General features: G+C 46.0%; 19 protein-coding genes. 13 read left to right on the top strand and 6 right to left on the bottom strand.

The window, feature by feature from the left end; all coding sequences use genetic code 11:
* Nucleotides 1–34: 34 nt before the first annotated feature.
* On the top strand, nucleotides 35–1345 hold the full coding sequence (gene rhlB, locus BCU75_RS15175; RefSeq protein WP_004736636.1) for an ATP-dependent RNA helicase RhlB: 1311 nt from the start codon (nucleotides 35–37) through the stop codon (nucleotides 1343–1345).
* Between the two features lie 6 nt (nucleotides 1346–1351).
* Nucleotides 1352–2845, top strand: a complete 1494-nt coding sequence (gene gppA / locus BCU75_RS15170; RefSeq protein WP_102467368.1) for a guanosine-5'-triphosphate,3'-diphosphate diphosphatase — start codon at nucleotides 1352–1354, stop codon at nucleotides 2843–2845.
* Nucleotides 2846–2946: 101 nt separating this feature from the next.
* Here the strand turns inward: gppA and BCU75_RS15165 are convergent, their stop codons facing one another.
* The 3 genes from BCU75_RS15165 to recQ all read right to left on the bottom strand — a co-directional run bounded on the left by BCU75_RS15165 (nucleotide 2947) and on the right by recQ (nucleotide 6128).
* Complete coding sequence (locus BCU75_RS15165; RefSeq protein WP_004736638.1) at nucleotides 2947–3618, bottom strand: 7-cyano-7-deazaguanine/7-aminomethyl-7-deazaguanine transporter; 672 nt, start codon at nucleotides 3616–3618, stop codon at nucleotides 2947–2949.
* Between the two features lie 279 nt (nucleotides 3619–3897).
* Nucleotides 3898–4209, bottom strand: a complete 312-nt coding sequence (locus BCU75_RS15160; protein ID WP_102474340.1) for a DUF3630 family protein — start codon at nucleotides 4207–4209, stop codon at nucleotides 3898–3900.
* 80 nt (nucleotides 4210–4289) lie between these two features.
* Nucleotides 4290–6128 carry an ATP-dependent DNA helicase RecQ gene (gene recQ / locus BCU75_RS15155; RefSeq protein ID WP_076675901.1) on the bottom strand — a complete coding sequence of 613 codons (1839 nt, stop codon included), beginning with the start codon at nucleotides 6126–6128 and terminating at the stop codon, nucleotides 4290–4292.
* 179 nt (nucleotides 6129–6307) lie between these two features.
* On the opposite strand from recQ, the gene rarD reads away from it, so the two are divergent.
* The 5 genes from rarD to tpx all read left to right on the top strand — a co-directional run bounded on the left by rarD (nucleotide 6308) and on the right by tpx (nucleotide 11989).
* Nucleotides 6308–7216, top strand: a complete 909-nt coding sequence (gene rarD / locus BCU75_RS15150) for an EamA family transporter RarD (protein WP_102474339.1) — start codon at nucleotides 6308–6310, stop codon at nucleotides 7214–7216.
* An 86-nt stretch (nucleotides 7217–7302) separates the two neighbouring features.
* On the top strand, nucleotides 7303–8097 hold the full coding sequence (locus BCU75_RS15145; RefSeq protein ID WP_076675905.1) for a helix-turn-helix transcriptional regulator: 795 nt from the start codon (nucleotides 7303–7305) through the stop codon (nucleotides 8095–8097).
* A gap of 99 nt (nucleotides 8098–8196) precedes the next feature.
* On the top strand, nucleotides 8197–8859 hold the full coding sequence (locus BCU75_RS15140) for a LysE family translocator (RefSeq protein WP_076675907.1): 663 nt from the start codon (nucleotides 8197–8199) through the stop codon (nucleotides 8857–8859).
* Nucleotides 8860–8950: 91 nt separating this feature from the next.
* Nucleotides 8951–10708, top strand: coding sequence for a gamma-glutamyltransferase (ggt, locus tag BCU75_RS15135; RefSeq protein WP_102474338.1), 1758 nt, complete (start codon nucleotides 8951–8953; stop codon nucleotides 10706–10708).
* Nucleotides 10709–11491: 783 nt separating this feature from the next.
* Nucleotides 11492–11989 carry a thiol peroxidase gene (gene tpx / locus BCU75_RS15125; RefSeq protein WP_102474337.1) on the top strand — a complete coding sequence of 166 codons (498 nt, stop codon included), beginning with the start codon at nucleotides 11492–11494 and terminating at the stop codon, nucleotides 11987–11989.
* A 134-nt stretch (nucleotides 11990–12123) separates the two neighbouring features.
* On the opposite strand, the gene uvrD is transcribed toward tpx, so the two are convergent.
* Nucleotides 12124–14298, bottom strand: coding sequence for a DNA helicase II (gene uvrD / locus BCU75_RS15120; RefSeq protein ID WP_009848185.1), 2175 nt, complete (start codon nucleotides 14296–14298; stop codon nucleotides 12124–12126).
* 263 nt (nucleotides 14299–14561) lie between these two features.
* Between uvrD and BCU75_RS15115 the strand changes: the two genes are divergently transcribed.
* The 4 genes from BCU75_RS15115 to BCU75_RS15100 all read left to right on the top strand — a co-directional run bounded on the left by BCU75_RS15115 (nucleotide 14562) and on the right by BCU75_RS15100 (nucleotide 16971).
* Nucleotides 14562–14822: a BufA1 family periplasmic bufferin-type metallophore gene (locus BCU75_RS15115; RefSeq protein WP_016783738.1), complete on the top strand. Its 261-nt coding sequence runs from the start codon at nucleotides 14562–14564 to the stop codon at nucleotides 14820–14822.
* Nucleotides 14823–14886: 64 nt separating this feature from the next.
* The gene (gene bufB, locus BCU75_RS15110; protein WP_102474336.1) at nucleotides 14887–15747 is read left to right on the top strand and encodes an MNIO family bufferin maturase; all 861 of its coding nucleotides are present in this window, start codon (nucleotides 14887–14889) and stop codon (nucleotides 15745–15747) included.
* Nucleotides 15744–16511, top strand: coding sequence for an HvfC/BufC N-terminal domain-containing protein (locus BCU75_RS15105; protein WP_102474335.1), 768 nt, complete (start codon nucleotides 15744–15746; stop codon nucleotides 16509–16511). The genes bufB and BCU75_RS15105 overlap by 4 nt, the downstream gene beginning before the upstream one ends.
* Before the next feature lies 1 nt (nucleotide 16512).
* Nucleotides 16513–16971 carry a DoxX family protein gene (locus BCU75_RS15100; protein ID WP_102465085.1) on the top strand — a complete coding sequence of 153 codons (459 nt, stop codon included), beginning with the start codon at nucleotides 16513–16515 and terminating at the stop codon, nucleotides 16969–16971.
* Between the two features lie 67 nt (nucleotides 16972–17038).
* Here the strand turns inward: BCU75_RS15100 and BCU75_RS15095 are convergent, their stop codons facing one another.
* Complete coding sequence (locus BCU75_RS15095) at nucleotides 17039–17320, bottom strand: hypothetical protein (RefSeq protein ID WP_016787602.1); 282 nt, start codon at nucleotides 17318–17320, stop codon at nucleotides 17039–17041.
* Nucleotides 17321–17422: 102 nt separating this feature from the next.
* Nucleotides 17423–18622, bottom strand: coding sequence for a multidrug effflux MFS transporter (locus BCU75_RS15090; RefSeq protein WP_198592541.1), 1200 nt, complete (start codon nucleotides 18620–18622; stop codon nucleotides 17423–17425).
* 101 nt (nucleotides 18623–18723) lie between these two features.
* Between BCU75_RS15090 and BCU75_RS15085 the strand changes: the two genes are divergently transcribed.
* On the top strand, nucleotides 18724–19665 hold the full coding sequence (locus BCU75_RS15085) for a LysR substrate-binding domain-containing protein (RefSeq protein WP_017061320.1): 942 nt from the start codon (nucleotides 18724–18726) through the stop codon (nucleotides 19663–19665).
* Nucleotides 19666–19787: 122 nt separating this feature from the next.
* Nucleotides 19788–21578 carry an aminopeptidase P family protein gene (locus BCU75_RS15080; RefSeq protein WP_102474334.1) on the top strand — a complete coding sequence of 597 codons (1791 nt, stop codon included), beginning with the start codon at nucleotides 19788–19790 and terminating at the stop codon, nucleotides 21576–21578.
* The last annotated feature ends 126 nt before the right edge of the window (nucleotides 21579–21704 follow it).

Genomic DNA, 21704 nt, shown 5'->3' with positions numbered 1-21704 from the left:
TCGTATTGCAAGCTTAAGCTGATATTCTATAGCAATGAAAAAGACGCATATCACAGAGCAAAAGTTCGCCGACTTGGATTTACTTCCTCAAGTCATTGAAGGATTGGAGAAAAAAGGGTTCGATTATTGTACCCCTATCCAAGCCTTGGCGCTCCCGGTACTGCTCACCGGCCAAGACATTGCAGGCCAGGCCCAAACGGGTACTGGTAAAACGCTTGCGTTTCTAACTGCTACTTTTAACCACCTGCTAAAAACACCTGAGCATGAAGGGCGTAAGCCTAACCAGCCACGTGCAATTATTATGGCACCAACGCGTGAACTCGCGATTCAGATCTACAACGATGCTGACTCTCTGGTTGAAAGCACGGGTATCAAAGCAGCACTCGCTTACGGTGGCGAAAGCTACGACAAGCAGCTAGGTAAGATCGAAGAAGGCGCAGATATCTTAATTGGTACTACTGGCCGTATCATCGATTTCTACAAGCAAAAGGTATTTAACCTTAACCACATTCAAGCCGTTGTTCTTGACGAAGCTGATCGCATGTTCGATCTTGGTTTCATCAAAGACATCCGCTTCTTGTTCCGTCGTATGCCAGAACCTAAAGATCGCCTGAATATGCTGTTCTCTGCGACGCTGTCTTACCGAGTACAAGAGCTAGCGTTCGAGCACATGCACAACCCAGAGCACGTGGTTGTTGAGCCTGAGCGTAAAACAGGTCACCGCATTCAAGAAGAGCTGTTCTACCCTTCTAACGAACACAAAATGGCTCTTCTACAAACGTTAATCGAAGAAGAATGGCCAGATCGCGCAATCATCTTCGCTAACACTAAGCACAAATGTGAATCAGTTTGGGGCCACTTGGCTGCCGATGGTCACCGTGTTGGCCTGCTAACTGGCGATGTGCCTCAGAAGAAACGTGAAAAGATTCTTGAGCAGTTCACCAAAGGTGATGTTGACCTTCTTGTCGCAACTGATGTTGCAGCTCGTGGCCTACACATTCCTCAAGTTACACACGTATTCAACTTCGACCTACCTGATGATTGCGAAGATTACGTTCACCGTATCGGCCGTACAGGTCGTGCTGGTGAAAGCGGTCACTCGATCAGCTTTGCTTGTGAAGATTACGCAATCAACTTGCCACCAATCGAAGAGTACATTGAGCACGCTATCCCAATGTCTGACTACGATGCTTCTGCACTACTAGAAGATCTGCCAGCACCGATGCGCTTACGTACACGTAACCCGCAACAACGCCGCTCAAACAACAATGGCCCACGCAACGGTAACCGTAAACCAAACCAGAACCGTCGCCCACGCCAACCGCGTCATAACAAGGAAGCTTAGTCGCTTATGAGTCAAACAGTGTCACCCCCGCTTTATGCTGCAATCGACCTCGGGTCGAATAGTTTTCATATGCTCGTTGTGCGTCACATCGATGGCAGCGTACAAACCATGGCTAAAATTAAGCGCAAAGTGCGTTTAGCAGCAGGCTTAAATGAAAATAATGCGCTTAGTACAGAAGCTATGCAGCGCGGTTGGGACTGTTTGAGTCTCTTTGCAGAGCGACTGCAAGATATTCCGAAAGAAAATATCCGCATTGTGGGTACAGCGACCCTACGTACAGCTATCAATGTGGATATATTTCTAGAGAAAGCGAACCAGATTCTTGGTTACGACATCAATGTTATCTCTGGTGAAGAAGAAGCTGCGACTATCTATAAAGGCGTAGCACACACTTCTGGTGGCAGCGGCCGCCGACTGGTCGTTGATATTGGTGGTGCAAGCACCGAAATGATCATTGGTGAAGGTTTCTCAGCGAAAGCACTGACCAGCCTCAAGATGGGCTGTGTTACTTGGCTTGAGCGCCACTTTAAAGATCGCCAATTAAACGCAACCAACTTTAACAATGCCATTGAAGCGGCTAAGTCTACGTTGGCTCCTATCCTAGATAGCTACACCGATATTGGATGGGACGTGTGTGTTGGTGCCAGTGGTACCGTACAAGCACTGCAAGAAATCATGTTGGCGCAAGGCATGGATGAAGTTATTACTCATGCCAAACTTAAGCGTCTACAGAAACAAGCCATGATTACTGAACGCCTGGAAGAGCTAGAAATTGAAGGGCTCACCCTTGAACGCGCATTAGTGTTCCCTAGTGGTCTTTCTATTCTTATTGCTATTTTTGAGTTGCTTGAAATAGATTCAATGACACTCGCAGGTGGCGCACTCCGTGAAGGCTTAGCCTACGAGATGGTTGATGAGTTTCGCCAAGAAGATATTCGCGCTCGTACCATCAAGAGCGTGCAATCACGCTACCAAATGGACGTAAGCTACGGTGAACAAGTGGCTGTAGTTGCACAAACTCTGTTAGAGCAAGCAGGCGCCGAAGCGTGGGTTTCAGAACCTCAAGCTGGTGTGCTATTACAAACTGCAGCTAAGCTTCATGAGATTGGTTTAACTATCGATTTCAAAAAAGGCGGCGAGCACAGCGCTTACCTACTACAGAACTTAGACCTGCCTGGCTTCACTCGAGCGCAAAAGCACTACTTAGGTGAGTTAACACGTCGCTACCGTGAACAGTTAACCTCATTGCCAGAGCAACATGCAATCTCAGGTACCAGCAGCAAGCGTATTTTACGAATTTTGCGCTTAGCTATTTTACTGACCCACCGTCGTAATCCAGCACTAGAGCCTGAGTTTAAGCTTGCAACTGATGGTAACAACCTGACCTTGACGCTTTCTAAGCAATGGCTAGCAGACAACCCGCTCACCGCTGCAGAGCTAGAGATCGAGTCGAATAGACAAACCGATATTGGTTGGCCACTGAATATTGAATGCCTCTGATATTAATATCTGACGCTAGAAATTAAAAAAGCCCAAGTTAGTAGACTAACTTGGGCTTTTTCTTATCGCTGCATTAATGCTTTGCGTTACAAATCTCAAACTTAAGCGTTAACACCTGTCGCTTTAAAGTCAGGGTTCACTGCGGTTAACTTCTTAACTACGTAATTTAGAAGCACACCGTACATAGGAACAAACAGACCTAAGCTGATGATAAGCTTGAATCCGTAGTCGACCAACGCAATTTCAGTCCAGTGCTCAGCCATGAATGGATCTGGGCTTTGGTAGAAAGCAATCGCAAAGAACGCGATGGTATCAATGGCATTACCGAATAACGTTGAACACGTTGGCGCAACCCACCATTGCTTCATTTGACGTAAGCGGTTGAACACATGCACATCCAAGATCTGACCGAGCAGATAAGCCATGAAGCTTGCCGCCGCGATGCGTGCAACAAACAAATTGAACTCGCCTAGTTGGCTAAAGCCTTGGAATGAACCTTCAAAGAACACCACAGACAATAAATAAGAAACGGCCAGCGCTGGTAACATCACTAAGAAAATGATTTTACGAGCAAGCTGCGCGCCAAAAATACGTACGGTCAGGTCGGTCGCTAGAAAGATAAACGGGAAAGTGAAAGCACCCCAAGTGGTGTGCATACCGAAGACGGTAAAAGGTAGCTGAACCAAATAATTGCTTGACGCAATAATGACCAAATGGAACAAAACTAATAGTGCTAGGGCTTTGCGCTGTTGCGCAGGGGTAAAGTTACTCATGCTGTACCTTTTTAGTTTGGTTTGGGGGTGAGGGAACCCAAATCGAGTCATTTCTTCGAATAAACTAAGAAAGCTCTTACCAATAATGTGAATTAAAAATGTTTCTATAATTTGCTCTATTGAGCGGCGGGCGATTATACATTAATCAATATTGGCTGCAATGGTGAGAGCAAACGCAAACGTTTATCCTCACTTTTATTGGTGAATGACGCTAGAAGCTCTGTTTTTTAAAGCGATGTTTTTAGAAGCTATGCTAAACGTTAGAAACCACGCTTGAAGTTAGAAGCCGCGCTTGAAAAGCGTCGCGAGATAATCAAACTCTTCTCGACTATCTTCCGCGTTTAACGACTCAAACCAGATTGATTCACTGTAGTGTTCAGACTTTAAAAACATCCGACAATCTTCAAAATCAATCAACCAAGAATGCATATCGGCGTCCCATTGTTTTTCGACAACAGACGCTGACAGTAACGCCACCAGCTTCTCACCTAACACTTCGTAAGAATCAAAATCAAAACTTGGAGACGTAATCAATAAACGTCCTTCTTCAGCTAAATACTCTCTTAAGCCAAATTCTGTTTGTGTTGTCATGTCCCTATCAACCTTATTCTTTTTCTATGAGCTAATCATTCTTATAAGCTAAACGCTTCTGAAAGCTAACAATCAGCCAATTAGCCGTGTGTGGTGATGTGTTCTTGAATCAAATCTAAGAATGGATCAGCGTACTTATCGAGTTTGCGTTGACCGACACCATTCACGGCCAGCATCTCGCCATAAGATGTGGGTAGGATTTCAGCCATATCAATCAAGGTCGCATCACTGAATACCACATAAGGAGGCAAGCCATCTTCATCAGCAATCGACTTACGCAGCTTACGCAGCTTTGCAAACAGCTTCTTATCGTAGTTCTTGCTACTTAACTTATCGGACTTAGCATTACGCACTGCAGTATCCAAGCGAGGTACAGCCAACTCCAAAGACATCTCACCTCGCAGTAACGGGCGGGCTTCTTCGGTTAACTGTAAAGTCGAGTTACGAGTAATGTTCTGGAACAACAAGCCTTTATGAATCAACTGACGGAAGATGCTGATCCAATAGTCGTGGCTGTGGTCGCGGCCGATACCGTAAGTAGACAACTTATCGTGACCATTATCTCGGACGCGGATATTTTGCATACCACGCATCACTTCAACCACGTAGCCCATACCAAATGACTGATTAACACGGTACACACAAGACAACGCCTTCTGCGCCTCTTGGGTTGCATCAAAGTGCTTGGGGGGATCTAGACAAATATCGCAGTTGCCGCATTGTTTCTCGCGATATTCACCAAAGTAGTTGAGCAGTACCTGACGACGACACGTTTGCGCTTCGGCAAAGGCGCTCATCGCGTTAAGTTTATGCATCTCAACTTGTTTCTGTGGACCTTCTTCTTTTTCATCAAGCATACGACGTAGCCAACCCATATCAGCCGGGTCAAACAGCATCATCGCTTCTGCAGGCAAGCCATCACGACCCGCTCGGCCAGTCTCTTGATAATAAGATTCGATATTGCGTGGAATATCAAAATGCACCACAAAGCGCACGTTGGGTTTGTTGATGCCCATACCGAATGCTACGGTCGCGACTACTATCTGAATATCATCACGTTGGAAAGCTTCTTGAACGTAAGCACGTTCGTCGGTGTCCATCCCTGCGTGATAACCCGCCGCGCGAATACCGTTATTACACAGCTTCTCGGTCACCATCTCCACTTTCTTACGGCTACCACAGTAGATGATGCCGCAATTGCCTTTCTGCGTTTCTAGGTAGCGAACCACCTGCGACACGGGTTTGTGCTTCTCAACTAGGTTATAGCGAATATTAGGGCGATCAAAGCTGCCTAAGTAAGTGTGCGGATCTACAAACTGCAAACGCGAGATAATATCTTTGCGAGTAGCGTCATCGGCGGTTGCCGTCAGCGCCATATAAGGCACATTAGGGAAGTACTGTTTAAGCTGACCTAACGAGGCATATTCTGGACGGAAATCGTGTCCCCACTGAGAGATACAGTGCGCCTCATCCACCGCTATCATCGAAAGCGGCAAGCCTTGCAGGCGCTCGATGAAGTCACGCATCAACACACGCTCTGGCGAAGCATAAACCATCTTCAACTGACCTGAGTTCATGCGATTGAACACACTCAACAGTTGATCGCGAGGCATCGATGAGTTTATACACTCAGCAGCAACACCATTGGCTTTCAACTGGTCAACTTGGTCTTTCATCAACGAGATAAGTGGCGATATAACCAAAGTCAGCCCTTCACGAACCAATGCTGGGATTTGGTAACACAAAGATTTACCGCCGCCGGTTGGCATAATAACCAAGCTATCTTTACCTTCAACGGCAAGATCGATGACCTCTTGCTGACCATCGCGAAACTCTTGATAGCCAAACACATCTTGTAAGATGGTTTGCGCATCATTCGCGGGAGTCGGTATTTGCTCAGCAATCAGAGTGGCGGTCATTGTGGTTCCTAATCGAGGTATAAAATCAGCCAGCATCATTCGCAAGCAAGGCGCACATTGTAGAGGGGAACGCTGGCGAATTAAACCGCAAATTGTTAGGTGAAAAGGGTTATCGCTCCTATACTGACCAACTCTCTTATAAATCTTATTAATAAGCACTCAGTGCTAGAGAAAGATGCATGACACAGGAACAACAACAACGTACGCGCCAGGGAGTTTTGCTTGCCGTCGGCGCCTACACCATGTGGGGGATCGCCCCTATATATTTCAAATCTTTAAGTGACGTTTCCCCGTTAGAGATCCTTAGCCACCGTGTAGTATGGTCTTTTTTCCTACTCGCTTTCTTATTACACATTGGCCATAGCTGGCGTAAAGTACGCGACACCTTGACCTCAAAACCAAAAATGCTCTATTTAGTGGCGACGTCTATTTTAGTGGGCGCTAACTGGTTAATCTTTATTTGGGCGGTCAACTCCAATCACATGCTTGATGCCAGTTTGGGGTATTACATCAACCCACTGATTAACGTGTTGCTCGGGATGCTCTTTCTAGGCGAACGCTTGCGTAAACTACAATGGTTTGCGGTTGCTCTGGCTGCGATTGGCGTATTAATCCAGTTGATTGCGTTTGGCTCAGTACCGATCGTCGCTATTGCCCTAGCCTTTAGCTTCGGTTTTTACGGCCTACTGCGCAAAAAGGTGAGCTTAGAAGCACAAACCGGTTTGTTCATTGAGACTCTGGTAATGCTGCCACTCGCGGCTACTTATCTACTGTTTATTGCTGATAGCCCAACCTCGGACTTCTCAATGAACCCGATGCAACTCAACCTATTACTGGTTGCTGCAGGTGTTATTACAACCATTCCATTGCTGTGCTTTACAGGCGCAGCAACACGCTTGAAGTTATCGACGCTCGGCTTTTTCCAGTACATCGGGCCAAGCTTAATGTTCTTGTTAGCAGTGCTGATTTATGGCGAAGCATTTACCAGCGATAAAGCAATTACCTTCGCCTTTATTTGGGGAGCGTTGGTGATATTCAGCTTTGACGGTTTGCGTAACAACAGAAAGAACAAACGCGCTAAGCAGTAACACTGATCGTTTTTTACAAGACAATCCCTTAATACGAAGATAAGCTTGGTTGAATTGATGACTATTTGACCAGGCTTTTTCGTACCATGGATAAAGTCCACTACTACTCTACCCCAACAGAAGATATCAGCCTAATCCAAGCTCAGTACCAAGAGTTTGCCTTTCAACGCCACTATCATTTGGACTTTCACATTGGCTTAATTACCCAAGGACAGCAGAAATTCGTCTACAAAGGGACAAGTCATAATGTTGGTGCAGGACAAGTTGTTATCATGCCACCCGATGAACTGCATGATGGGCACTCCAAACTCGATTCGGGTTATCAAGTCAGTGTGTTTGCTGTTTCTCCCCAATGGTTTCAAGATCTTGCCGATCCCAAGAAAAATGGTCACACATTAGGCTTTTCTGAGTTGATCCTCTCCGATCAAGCTGCATTTTCACAATTACGTAACTTACACGGACTGCTAATCAATCAAAACATCAGCCAGCTTGCTCAAGATTGCTTACCTTTCGAAGGATTCTCGACGATTGTCGATCGTTATGCGCAATTTGGATCGAAAAGCGACATCAAACTGGGTAATCAATCGATTGATACGCTAAAAGACTATTTGATGGCGAATTTGGATCAACCAGTGCGACTAGAACAACTGTCTGAGTTGTGTGGTTTAACCACGACTCAATTCCAACGCCATTTTAAAAACAGAATGGGCATTACGCCTTATGCATGGCTGAGCCGTTTACGTATGGAACAGAGCATGCGCCTAATCAAGTCTGGGATATGTGGTACCAAGGTCGCGCACCAAGTCGGCTTCTATGATCAGGCACACTTCTCCAAGGCATTCAAAACCACATTCGGCGTACCCCCTTCACAAATCAACTAAGTGTTGATAATTTACAATTGCTCGATTTCAAATCACGGTAAGCTACGCTCAATACGATTACTTATTTAAAAATAGCGGCAACGTTATTGAGAACTGACGATGAACGAAGTCACCATACTTATCACCCTAGCCTCTATCCACTTCATCGCTTTGATGAGCCCCGGCCCTGATTTTGCGTTAGTCGTGCAAAATGCGACGCGTCACGGACGCCAGACAGGCTTGTACATTGCGCTTGGTTTATCTTGCGGGATCTTGCTGCACTCATTGCTGAGCCTGACGGGAATTAGTTACCTAGTCCACCAGCAACCCACATTATTTGCCATTATCCAACTCGCTGGTGGTAGCTACTTACTGTATTTAGGTTACGGTGCACTTAAAGCAACCTGGCAAATCATTCAAAACCACGATGATGATGCCGATACCGTCAATTCTAAAGATCTGATTCTGACCAATAAGCGGGAAGCATTCTCTAAAGGATTTGCGACCAATATTCTCAACCCAAAAGCTTTGGTGTTCTTTGTCAGCTTGATGTCGAGCCTAGTGCCTGCCGACATGTCTCTGTCAGGTAAAGGCTTTGCTCTGATCATCCTATTTGGCCTCTCACTGTTTTGGTTTTCACTGCTGGCGTGGATGCTTTCAACCAAAACACTGCAGAAGAAACTCAGCGAAGCAACGGTATACATCGATGGCTTGTGTGGCGTGTTATTTAGTCTTATTGGCGCGAGTATTCTTTGGCAGTCACTGTCCGGTTTAATCGCTTAAATTCGAATCAAGATTACAATTCGTTAACAACGCTCTGGCTATCTCATCTTTCCACTGCCAATCTAGCTCTGCATATTAAAAGGAGAAGATCATGCAGTGGAAAACAAAACTAACAACCCTCGCCACTTCTACCCTACTTTTTGCCTCTCACGTCAGTTGGGCAAATCAAGCTGCCGATTCTGTCGCACCCGAACAAAGTAGTGGTTTAGAAACCAAACAACTCGTTAAAGCCAATGACTGGATGGTCACAGCAGCCAACCCATTAGCAACACAGACTGGAGCTGATGTGCTTGCTCGTGGTGGTAACGCCATTGATGCCATGGTTGCCGTACAACTTATGCTTGGCTTAGTAGAACCTCAGTCATCAGGTATTGGTGGTGGTGCGTTCCTTGTTTATTTTGATGGCAAGGACAAGCAACTCAAAACCTACGATGGCCGTGAAACCGCGCCGCTTGATGCCACACCACGTCTATTCCAAGACGAAAACGGGCAACCGCTTAAATTCTATGATGCCGTAGTTGGCGGTCGTTCTGTTGGCACGCCCGGCACGGTTCAATTGCTGTGGGATACCCACCAGAAATACGGCAAGCTCGAATGGGCATCCCTGATTAAGCCCATTACTCAACTGGCTGAAGAAGGTTTTACCATCAGCCCACGTTTAGCCACCTTGATTGAAAACGACCAACAACGACTAAGCCGCTTTGCCACTACCAAAGCCTACTTCTTCAATGCCGATGGCAGCCCGAAAACAGCGGGCACACAACTTAAGAACCCAGAGTACGCGGCAACGTTAAACGCTATTTCTAAGAACGGTGCTAAGGCCTTTTACCAAGGTGAGATCTCTGCCGACATAATCAATACCGTGCAAACTGCGAAAGGCAACCCGGGTGTATTAGCGCAGAAAGATTTCGACGCTTACTCGATCAAGCAACGTGAACCCGTTTGTTCTGCTTATGAAAGCTATCAAGTATGTGGAATGGGACCACCAAGTTCAGGTGCATTAACGGTTGGGCAAATATTAACGATGACCGAGCAGTTTGACCTGAAATCATGGGGGCCAAACAGCGCAAAATCTTGGCAGGTGTTAGCAGACGCTTCTCGCCTAGCCTTTGCAGACCGTGGTATGTACATGGCCGATCAAGATTACGTACCGATGCCAATCCAAGGGTTAGTGAATACTGACTATTTGCAGGACCGTGCTCAGTTAATTACCGCAGGCAAGGCATTAGAAAGCGCACCGTCGGGCACCCCACCGTGGGATCACGCAATGCTGCAAAGCCAAGATGTTTCTATTGAATTGCCGTCCACCAGCCACTTCAATATTGTTGATAGCGATGGCAATGTCGTGTCGATGACCACCACTATTGAGAATGCCTTTGGTTCACGCTTGATGGTGAGAGGCTTCCTACTCAATAACGAACTAACGGACTTCTCATTCAAGACCCATAACGATGGTAAGCCTATCGCCAACCGACTTGAGCCGGGTAAGCGTCCACGTTCTTCAATGGCACCCACCATCATCATGCAAGACGATAAACCTTACATGGCGATTGGCTCTCCGGGTGGCAGCCGTATCATAGGTTATGTGGCACAAGCGATCATTGCGCATACCCAATGGGACATGGATATTCAGCAAGCCATCAACCAACCGCACTTCCTAAACCGCTTCGGCACCTTAGATTTGGAAAAAGGAACATCGGCGGAAAACTTCAAACCTGAGCTAGAAAAGATGGGATTCGAGGTAAATGTTCGCGATCTTAACTCCGGTTTACACGCGATTCGTCTCACAAAAGATGGCCTTGAAGGCGCTGCAGACCCTCGTCGTGAAGGTGCGGCTATTGGCCAATAAGGAATAACCCTCCCTTTTTACTCGCTGCCTTGTGCGAGATCTCTCACAAGGCAGTGAGTAATATCGCTATTTAACTGAGAAAATAAGCACACTATATTTTTAACCTATTGAAATAAAACAAAACGTACATTTATCACTCAAATAATTATATAGAAATTCGCTTATGCACCATTGCTGATAAGTAAGGAATCGGTAAAATAAACGGTGTCGGAAGGATGCTGACACGGAACAGGAAACGCCAAGGACTTGGTTATCTTCAGGATGAAGATTCGATTGCTCAGGATGAATAATCGGCATGGATAGCGAAATGGACATTGAATGGACGCAATAGTAACTAGGATGGTTGCTACTAAGGAAAGACAATGGACACCTCTGGACGAGGAAAGGACTGAACATCAGGATGATGTAAAGGACACCGCTCAAGGAACAAGTGACGCGCGCTAACGAGGATTGTTGGCAGATCAGGATAAGATCAAGGACACCGCTAGGATGGCGACGAAAGGAATACGCTGAAGGATAACAGCACACTATCATGGATTTGATGCATGGAGCACACTTAGTAGCCGGATTGCTGCGAGTAAGACTATAGACCCCGATGAGCGCAAGCTCTCGGGGTTTTTCTTTATCTGTCGTTTCATTTATTCCTCTCTCAAACAAATAAATCAAAGACCTTTAATTACAATTTTGACATTTAAAGCATTCACTTCTTAAGCACTTCCGAGTAACGTAAGTCTTACTAGGCTCAACTAGTTTCATAACCATAATTAAACTAAGGACAAATTCATGTCACACGTTACCTTCAAAGGCGCTACTGTACCTCTAACGGGCACATTCCCACAAACAGGTGAAAAGTCACCAAGCTTTACACTGACTGCAGGCGATCTTTCTGAACTGACTCTTACTTCTCTTGAAGGCAAGAAAGTGGTTCTAAACATCTTCCCAAGCATCGACACAGCAACGTGTGCGACGAGCGTACGTACGTTCAACGCAAAAGCAGCAGATCTTGAGAACACAGTTGTTGTTTGTATTTCTGCTGACCTACCGTTTGCTGCAGGTCGCTTCTGCGAACTAGAAGGCATTGAGGGCGTTCAACACGCCTCAACTTTCCGTTCTCCTGCATTCGCATCAGATTACGGCGTAGCGATTGCTGAAGGCCCACTATCAGGCCTAACAACACGTGCCGTTGTCGTTGTTGATGAAAAAGGTGTGGTGACACACAGCGAGTTGGTTGCAGAGATCACTGAAGAACCAAACTACGAAGCGGCACTTGCAGCATTGTAAGTCCCACTTTACGCAGAAATGCCTTAAGCTCGATTCAGCCTATTCAGCATAGTACCGAGCAATAAAAAAGAGCAGCCATTGGCTGCTCTTTTAGTTTTTAATAATGAACGATTTTTAGATGCCGAAGTAGCAGATTAAAGCTGCTCTAATCGAGCGTAAGCCGTTACTAACCACTTAATGCCTTCGCCGTTAAACGCGACTTGAACTCGGCTCTGCGGGCCACTTCCCTCGAAGTTGATGATGGTGCCTTCACCAAACTTAGGGTGCTTAACGCGAGAACCCAAACTAAAGCCTGTTTCGTTAAAGTTCTCTTTCACGGCGGTTTGGCTAAAGCGGCCACTGCTTGCAGGACGGCTCACTTGCGCTTTCATACGAACCTCATCCAGACATGTCTCTGGTAGTTCACGAATAAAGCGTGATGGTTTGTGGTACTTGTCCTGACCGTACAAACGACGCATTTCAGCGTAAGTGATATAGAGCTTCTCCATCGCACGAGTCATGCCTACGTAACACAGGCGACGTTCTTCTTCTAAACGCCCCGCTTCTTCTGCAGACATCTGGCTTGGGAACATACCTTCTTCAACACCAACCATGAATACCATTGGGAACTCTAAGCCTTTGGCACTGTGGAGGGTCATAAGCTGAACCGCATCATCAAACTCGTCAGCTTGGCCTTCGCCTGCTTCCAAAGCCGCATGAGTTAAGAATGCTGTTAGCATGCTCATTTCATCCGCTTCTTCAGGTTTTTCAAACTGACGCGTTGCCGTTACTAATTCTTCCAAGTTCTCAATACGTGCCTTCGACTTCTCGCCCTTCTCTTGCTCGTACATCGCAAACAAGCCCGACGATTTGATCACGTGGTCGGTTTGCTCATGAAGCCTCAGTTCTATCGTGTCATCTTCAAGCGCGTTGATAAGCTCGATAAAGCGGCTCAAAGCACCTGCAGCACGGCCTGGTAACACTTGCTCTTCTATCAGAGCAACACTGGCCTCCCACATTGTTGCACCACGATCACGCGCCGCAAGACGAATCGTTTCTAGCGTTTTATCGCCCAAGCCACGCGTTGGCGTATTTACGACACGTTCGAATGCCGCATCATTGCTTCGGTTACTCATTAAACGCAGGTAGCTCAAAGCATCTCTGATTTCCTGACGCTCGAAGAATCGCATGCCGCCGTAGATTCGGTAAGGTAAACCACCTTGAATTAAAGCTTCTTCAAGAACACGTGACTGGGCATTATTACGATAAAGCATCGCGGTATCTTCTAGCGCACCGCCTTTCTCTTGCCACTCTTTGATTTTGCTGACCGTGAAACGCGCTTCATCTAACTCGTTATAAGCTGAGTAAACAGAGATTGGCTCACCATCGTTGCCATCGGTCCACAGCTCTTTACCCATACGTTCGGTGTTGTTCGAGATAAGCTCGTTCGACGCCTGAAGAATGGTTTTGGTTGAACGGTAGTTTTGTTCGAGTCGAACCGTTGAAGCACCTGGGAATTCATCCAAGAACTTCTGAATATTTTCAATTTTAGCGCCACGCCAGCCATAGATAGATTGGTCATCATCACCCACGATCATCACGCGACAATCCGGGCCCGCCATCATACGTAGCCAAGCGTATTGGATGTTGTTGGTATCTTGAAATTCGTCGACAAGAATATGTTTAAAGCGAGCTTGGTAGTGCTCGCGGATGTGTTTCTTATCGCGCAATAGTTCATGCGATCGCAACAAAATTTCAGCAAAGTCGACCAAGCCAGCACGATCACATGCCTCTTGGTAAGCAGAGTAAATCTTTAACCACGTTTGAGTTATTGGATCATGGTAGGCGTCAATGTGACTTGGGCGCAGCCCTTCGTCTTTCTTGCCATTGATCCACCAAGAAGCTTGCTTGGCAGGCCACTGCTTTTCATCAAGGTTTTGCGCCTTGATTAAGCGACGCAGTAAACGAATCTGATCATCTGAATCAATGATCTGGAAGTCTTCTGGCAGTTTTGCATCTAGGTAGTGAGCACGAAGGATGCGGTGACAGATACCGTGGAAGGTGCCGTTCCACATGCCCGACGAGCTACCCATCATCAACTCTTCAATACGACCACGCATCTCTGCTGCCGCTTTGTTAGTGAAGGTAACCGACATGATAGAGAACGGTGATGCTTGCTCTACGCTTTGTAACCAAGCGATACGATGCACCAACACTCGCGTTTTACCACTGCCAGCACCTGCCAGAATAAGTAGGTTTTCTAAAGGTGCTGCGACCGCCTCACGTTGTTTGTCGTTTAGGCCATCGAGTAAAAGCGAAGGATCTATCATTGGATATGCTCACTACTGGGTATTTATACATAAAAGTTGATTATAACCTAAACACTAGGCTGCGTTTAGGATAATAAGAAGAAAAAACATTCAAAAAATAACATTATATAATCAGCAACTTAAAAGGTAATACATCATTAATATTGATATTTCTTATAATGTCGTGAAATTATTTCCTAGTTCTTCCTATCCTTTTTAGTAAGCAAGTTAACAATCCATTAACCTGCGATATAAAATACTATTAAGTCCTAGAGGGAATGACTATGAAAAATTCTAATCTTGCTGTTACAGCTGCAATCACAAGTGTACTAGCGTTCGGCGGTGCAGTTCTTACATCAGCACCTGCGGAAGCAGCAGCAAAAGAGAAATGCTACGGCGTGGCAAAAGCTGGCCAAAATGACTGTGCTACCAAAACAAGTTCATGTGCGGGTACAGCCAAAGAAGACAACCAATCCGATGCATTCGTGGTCGTTCCTAAAGGACTATGTGGCAAATTATCAGGTGGTGACACTCAATCATCATAATTGAGCTGCTAAGTATGGTGAGCTGAAATTCGGCTCACCTCCACTTCCTATTAGGAGAACCGTTGTGACTGACACTCTTCATCCCAATGCAGGGGTTGGCCTTAGAACACCTCACTTAGACTTCTTTAGCCAAAATCCAACTTTAGTGAGTTGGTTAGAGGTTCACAGCGAGAACTACTTTTTAGCTCAATCACCGCAACGCCAACAACTCAGAGAAATACGTAACGCCCACAACATAAGTTGCCACGGTGTTGGGTTGTCTCTAGGTTCTGTTGAACGCATCAATCAACATCATCTGGTGCAGTTAAAAGATCTGATTGATGATATCGAGCCGTTCTTGGTTTCTGACCACCTCAGCTGGAGTCAGACCGGCGGTCATTACTTCAATGACTTATTACCGCTGCCTTATACCGAAGAGGCGTTAGAAGTCTTCTGTCGTAATGTCATCGAGGTCCAAGACAACCTACAACGTCCTATGCTGATTGAGAACCCATCGAGTTATCTTGCCTTCAAGCATTCAACCATCCCAGAGTGGGAATTTTTAGCCGAGGTACAGAAGCGCACAGAGTGTCGCCTATTACTCGATTTCAATAATATTTTTGTCTCATCTTTTAATCACGGCTTCAGCTGTGAAAAGTATCTCAGTGGGATACCTGCAGACAAAGTGGAAGAGATTCACTTGGCAGGTTTTACCAAGAAGAAGCTTGAACAAGGTGAGATCTGGATAGACACACACAGCAAGCCTGTTTGTGACGAAGTGTGGAAACTCTATACTGACTGGATAGCACAACATGGTTTGCGCCATACCTTGATTGAATGGGATCTAGATATCCCAGAACCACAAATCTTATTGGCTGAAGCAACCAAAGCCAGTGATATCTTGTATCAACACGACAAGTTCAACCAAAGGAGTCGCGCATCATGAGCCACTCCCTAGCAGATGTTCAATTGGAGTTTGCTAACGCCCTATGCTACCAAAACAGTGGTGAGCACTGCGGTATAGTGAGCGACCATTTTACGGATGAACAGCGCATACAGATTTACCGCAATAACTTTGTGATTGGCTTGAGTGAGGTACTGGCAGCAACCTACCCACTCACTGAAATGCTGGTTGGTGAAGAGTGCTTCCAACAGATGGCTCGTCAGCATGTATTAAGTTATCCATCAACCTCTGGAGATGTCAGCGGCTACGGTGAACACTTTGGACACACTATCCAAGCCTTTCCTGCGGTTATCGAGGCTGCACCTTATCTCGGTGAAATGGCTTTGTATGAATGGAAAAAAGATAGCTTGGTGAGATGCGTTTCAGAATCACATGTCGACCAACGTCCTCTTTCTCGTTTAGCTGAGGTACCACAAGAACAACAAGGCGCTTTAGTCTTTCATCTCAGAGATTCAATAACTCTGGTCAATTCTAGCTATACGATTATCGCTCTTGAACACGCCATCTATCAGCAACAACTCGATGGGTTAGACATCAACCAACCTGAATTTGGGGTGTTAATCCGAGCCGAGAATTCACAGATTGAAAGGCATCGTTTGACGGAAGAAAGCCACCAACTATTAACTGAATTGCAATCGGGTCAAACGCTCTCAGCGATAGACCCTTTACTCTTACAACATCTGAATACTGTCATGACGCTTAACGTCATCTCAGGCTTTTCAATCAATGCCGAATTGGAGACATAATATGGATAACAACACAGTCACGAACATGATGGCTCAATACGACAGTTTGATTGAGAAATCACAGGCACTTTTTGTTCCAGTGCTGCTGCTATTTTGTCGCCTTTGGGTGGCATGGGTATTCTTTAATTCAGGGCTGACTAAAATAGCCACTTGGGATAGCACTCTTTACTTATTTGAATTGGAATACCAAGTGCCGCTTTTGCCGTGGGAATTAGCTGCTTACATGGGTACCGCTGCTGAATTGATTCTGCCGGTATTCTTAGCACTTGGCTTATTAACACGACCTATGGCTGCAGCACTATTCGTTTTCAATATCATGGCCGTCGTGTCATACCCTGTATTGTGGGCGCAAGGCTTCTACGATCATCAGCTTTGGGGATTAATGATTCTTATCGTCGTGGTATGGGGAGCTGGACCATTTTCGTTGGATAGAATCTTGAAGAAGCAATTTAGCAACTAGTCCTCCTCGCAAATCCAAAACGCAAAAAACCACTCAATTGAGTGGTTTCTTTTTAACTGGTGAAAAACTACTTGCTCAGAAAAGCTTGTAATTCCTCAGCTGAAATACCTTGCTCTGCCAGCTCTTTTGCTAATAGCTGAACTTGTTCACCTTTACGAGATTCAACCACGCGTTGAAATTGGTAAATGATATCTCGCAAAGTGTCGATTGGAACTTGTTTTGCCGCACTGCGAATACGCTCTTCACTTTGGTTTCCTAGCTCTTTAAGCAATTTACCAAACATGACCTTTTCAGGTGCATCTTCCATTTGTTCTAAGATGCGCGCCATTTCGTAGGTTGTTAATGACATTACAGTATTTTCCGTTGGGGACTAACGTTTCAATGAGTGACAAATATACCATGTTTTAACGTTTCGCAAACCGCCATTTGTATATTTTGTCACCCTTGAGACTTATGCCTTAGCAAACGTCGTGTGCCACGACTTACCTGCTTTGCTCGCAAGTACTAACAATGCCGGAACAATGAGGAACATTTGCAGCGCAATCATCACTTGCGACGTTAAATCAAGACGTTGCATCGTACCAACAAGTAGTCCTGAACCGCTCATTTGGAACAAGCCAAGCAACGCAGCTGCGGTACCTGCGCGGTCACCAAAAGGTTCAAGTGCCTTACCGGCTGCGGCACCAAGAATCCAAGCGAAGCCAACTGAAGATAGGAAAATCGGCAGCATGAATGCGATCGCGCTAGCATGCTCAGCAAGCACCAACATAATAACGCCAGCTAGACCCAATGTTGAAATGCCGACGACTAGCGCTTTATAGGTACCAAAACGGTCCATAAATTTCGGTGCAGTGAATGCAGCTATGATGTTGATAGCCGCGTTAATACCAAACCAGAACGTAAACTCATTCATCGACAAACCTAGGTTTTCCATCAGCACAACAGGTGCAGAGGTAACGTAAGCAAGAATGACCGCCATCGCCATCAAGCATAAGGTTGCGTGAAAGATGAAAGACGGTGTTTTCAATACCGACCAGTAACGCTCTAATTTGAACACCGCGACCTTTTCTGTCGCCGGATTAGACTCTTTCATTTGGAAAAACAAAATAGTGCCAACCACTACAGCAAACACAGCCATAAAGCTGAAGTTCGAGCGCCAGCCAAACTGTTGAGTCAACCAAGCCCCAAGAATCGGTGCCAGTGCAGGGATAAAACAGATCGCACCATTAAGGTAACTGATCATTCGGCCGCTCTTCTGCGGGCCAAATAGATCGCGAACCGTCGCAAAGGCGGCTACAGAAGTCGCACAAGCTCCTAAGCCTTGTAGCAGCCGAGCTATTAGCATCATATCAATCGATTGAGCTGCCCACGCCAAGCAAGCACTCAATGCATAGATGCTAACACCTCCCAATGCAACGGTTCGACGTCCTAACTTATCAGCCAAAGGGCCTGCAAATAACTGCCCGACACCCATGGCGAATAAAAACCAAGTAATCGTATCTTGTGCTAGTGCGTGTTCCACGTGAAACGCTGTTGAAATTTGTGGCAGAGCTGGTAGGTAGATATCAATAGCCAAAGGGCTAAATAGAACCAGCATTGCCAATAAAGCAACCTGCAGTTTACTAGGGGTTGGAAGCGCGTTAGAAGGCACAAGACTCTCCGAATGAGTTAATTTAGGTGCATAATAACCAACTAAAGATATGAACAAAAATGGCATATACTCATTAGCATTATTCCAAATAGGAAACTCACATGAATATCGAGAAACTATCACGCCTCGACCTCAATCTATTGGTTTGCTTGCAGGTACTGATGGAAGAGCTGAGTGTCACGCGCACTGCGCATCGATTGTGCTTGAGTCAATCGGCTGTGAGTAAGTCGCTAGCCAAGCTTCGTGAGCAATTTAATGATCCCCTTTTCACACGAAGTGCTCATGGATTACGACCAACACCGAAAGCTGTTTTCCTTAAGCCTCGGTTAGAAACGTTGATCAATCAACTTGATGTGCTTACTCAACCAGAGACATTCATTCCCAATAATAGTGACCACAGCTTTCACATTGCAGCCGTTGAGAGTGTGTACCCGCTGATTCTTCCGCACTTCTTACCGGCGATATTTCGACAAGCACCTAAGGTCAATATCAACACCCACGCGTGGACAGAACAAACCTTTAAGAAGCTGCAGCTTGGTGAGTTAGATATCGGACTCACAGGCAAAGATATCGACATCAACGATGCGCGCTTAACTATGCTGCCGCCAGACGACATCTGTGAACAAGAGATCTACCGCGATGCACAGATGTGCGTGTTAAGGCGTAACCACCCTGCTCTGAACGGTAAGTGGGATCTGGAAACCTACCTTGCCCAGCGTCATGTACAAGTAAGGTGTGATGGTAACGACCGCTGGTTGCTCGACTACAAGCTTGCCGATCTTGGCCATCAACGCGATATCGCTATTTCTGTTCCAGACTTCAATAGCGCAGCAAGCTTGTGTACCTACACCGACTTTGTGTTTACCGCACCAAGCCACTTTACTTACCTCGTCGCCAAGCAGCTCGACTTAGTGGTAGTGCCTTTACCGATGGAATTTCCACCGATGGCATACACTCTGTTTTGGCACCGTGACAGAGAAAATGACCCTGCGTTAACTTGGTTGCGAGATATCATCAAAGAAAAAACTCTGCACCTTAGATAAAAATGGCGTACAGCGTTTGCAGCAAACGAACAAAAGCGCTAGCTTATTGACCTAATAAGTCCCCTCGCATGTATATCGATTGTGAGTGTTAACAAGGACCCTAACAATAAGGATAAACACAAATGCACAATATCACTGCTGAACGCGTTGCTGCGGTTCGAGCTTGGCTTGAAACAAACAACCTAGATGCCGTTATCATTCCACATGAAGACGAATATCTAGGTGAATACGTTCCCGCTCATAACGAGCGACTTCACTGGTTAACAGGTTTCACTGGCTCTGCAGGTGCCGCTGTTATCACTCGTGAAACTGCTGCTATTTTTGTAGATGGTCGCTACACCGTTCAGGTTCGTAAGCAGGTACCAGCAGAGTTATTTGAGTATCGCCACCTTATTGAAGAACCGGCTTTAGATTGGATCATCAATTCATTGCCACAAGGCAGTAAGGTTGCATTCGACCCACGCATGCACACCGCCGCTTGGTTGAAAGGCGCACAAGCAAAACTAGCAGAGAAAGTTGAGCTAACAACGCTATCAGCAAACCCGATTGATGAGCTTTGGTCTGACCGTCCTGAGCCTGTTGTATCTGATGTTCGCCTAATGGCAACAGACGCCGTAGGTCAATCAAGTGAAAGTAAACGTGCGGAGATTGCTAGCTTACTAAAAGCAAAAGGGGCGGACGCCGCTATCCTTACCGAGCTAGACTCAATCTGTTGGTTGCTTAACATTCGTGGTTTAGACGTATCTCGCCTACCTGTTGTACTGTCTAATGCAATCATTCACGCTGATGAAAGCGTCGATTTCTTCCTAGACCCAGCACGCATCCCAGCAGGCTTTGAAGCACACGTTGGTAATGGTATTCGCGTTTCTCACCCATCAGAGCTTGAAGCGCGCCTTCAGTCTTTAGAAGGTAACAATGTGTCTGTCGATTCAGGCACGAGTAATGCTTGGTACACGCTTGTTCTGCAAAACGCTGGCGCTCACATCATTGAAGCAGCAGACCCATGCCTAATGCCAAAAGCTGCTAAAAACGCAACTGAGATTGCAGGTATGAAAGCGTGTCACATTCGAGATGGCGTGGCGATGGCGAAATTCCTGTCTTGGATTGATGCAGAAGTCGCGCAAGGTAACCTGCACAACGAAGCTGTACTAGCAGACAAAGTACAATCATTCCGCGAGCAAGACCCGACGCTGATGGATCTAAGTTTTGATACCATTTCTGCGGCAGGCGGCAACGCTGCAATGTGTCACTACAACCATGAGAACCAGCCTGAACCAGGTCAGCTAGAACTGAATACTCTGTACCTAGTCGATTCAGGCGGTCAGTACTTAGATGGTACAACCGACATCACTCGTACTATCGCGATTGGCCAACCAAGCGACGAAATGATTCAACAGTTCACTCTCGCACTTAAAGGTCATATCGGAATCGCACGAGCTCGTTTCCCACAAGGCACTCGTGGTTTCCAACTTGATATCCTAGCGCGTCAGCACTTATGGGCAGAAGGCTTCGACTACGACCACGGTACTGGTCATGGTGTTGGTCATTTCCTAAGTGTTCATGAAGGACCGCAAAGCATCTCTAAGAAGCTAATCGACGTACCTCTTGTTAAAGGTATGGTGTTATCAAACGAGCCGGGTTACTACCGTGCTGATGAATTTGGTATCCGTATCGAAAACCTAGAACTGGTTGTTGAACTTCCAACTCAAGGTGATTTTTCAGTACTAACGTTTGAGTCGCTAACACGTTGCCCTATCGATAAGCGCAACATCAATGTTGATTTGCTAACACGACCTGAACTGGCGTGGCTGAACGACTACCATCAAAAAGTATGGAACGATGTTAGCCCATTAGTTGAAGGTGATACGCTGGAATGGCTACGCCAATCAACTACACCATTAGCTCACGCATAATGCTTCGTTAAGCTATTAACTGAACCAAAACGAGCTTGCTAGGTTAATAAGTTAAATAGCAAATAGCAAAACGGCTACCCAAGGGTAGCCGTTTTTATTTGCCTGTATCATTAAGATGTTTCACGT

This window comes from Vibrio splendidus (genome assembly GCF_002873455.1).
Lineage (GTDB): Bacteria > Pseudomonadota > Gammaproteobacteria > Enterobacterales > Vibrionaceae > Vibrio > Vibrio splendidus_J.
The sequence above is the reverse complement of the archived record's forward strand: the minus strand, read 5'-3'. Positions and strand labels throughout refer to the sequence as shown.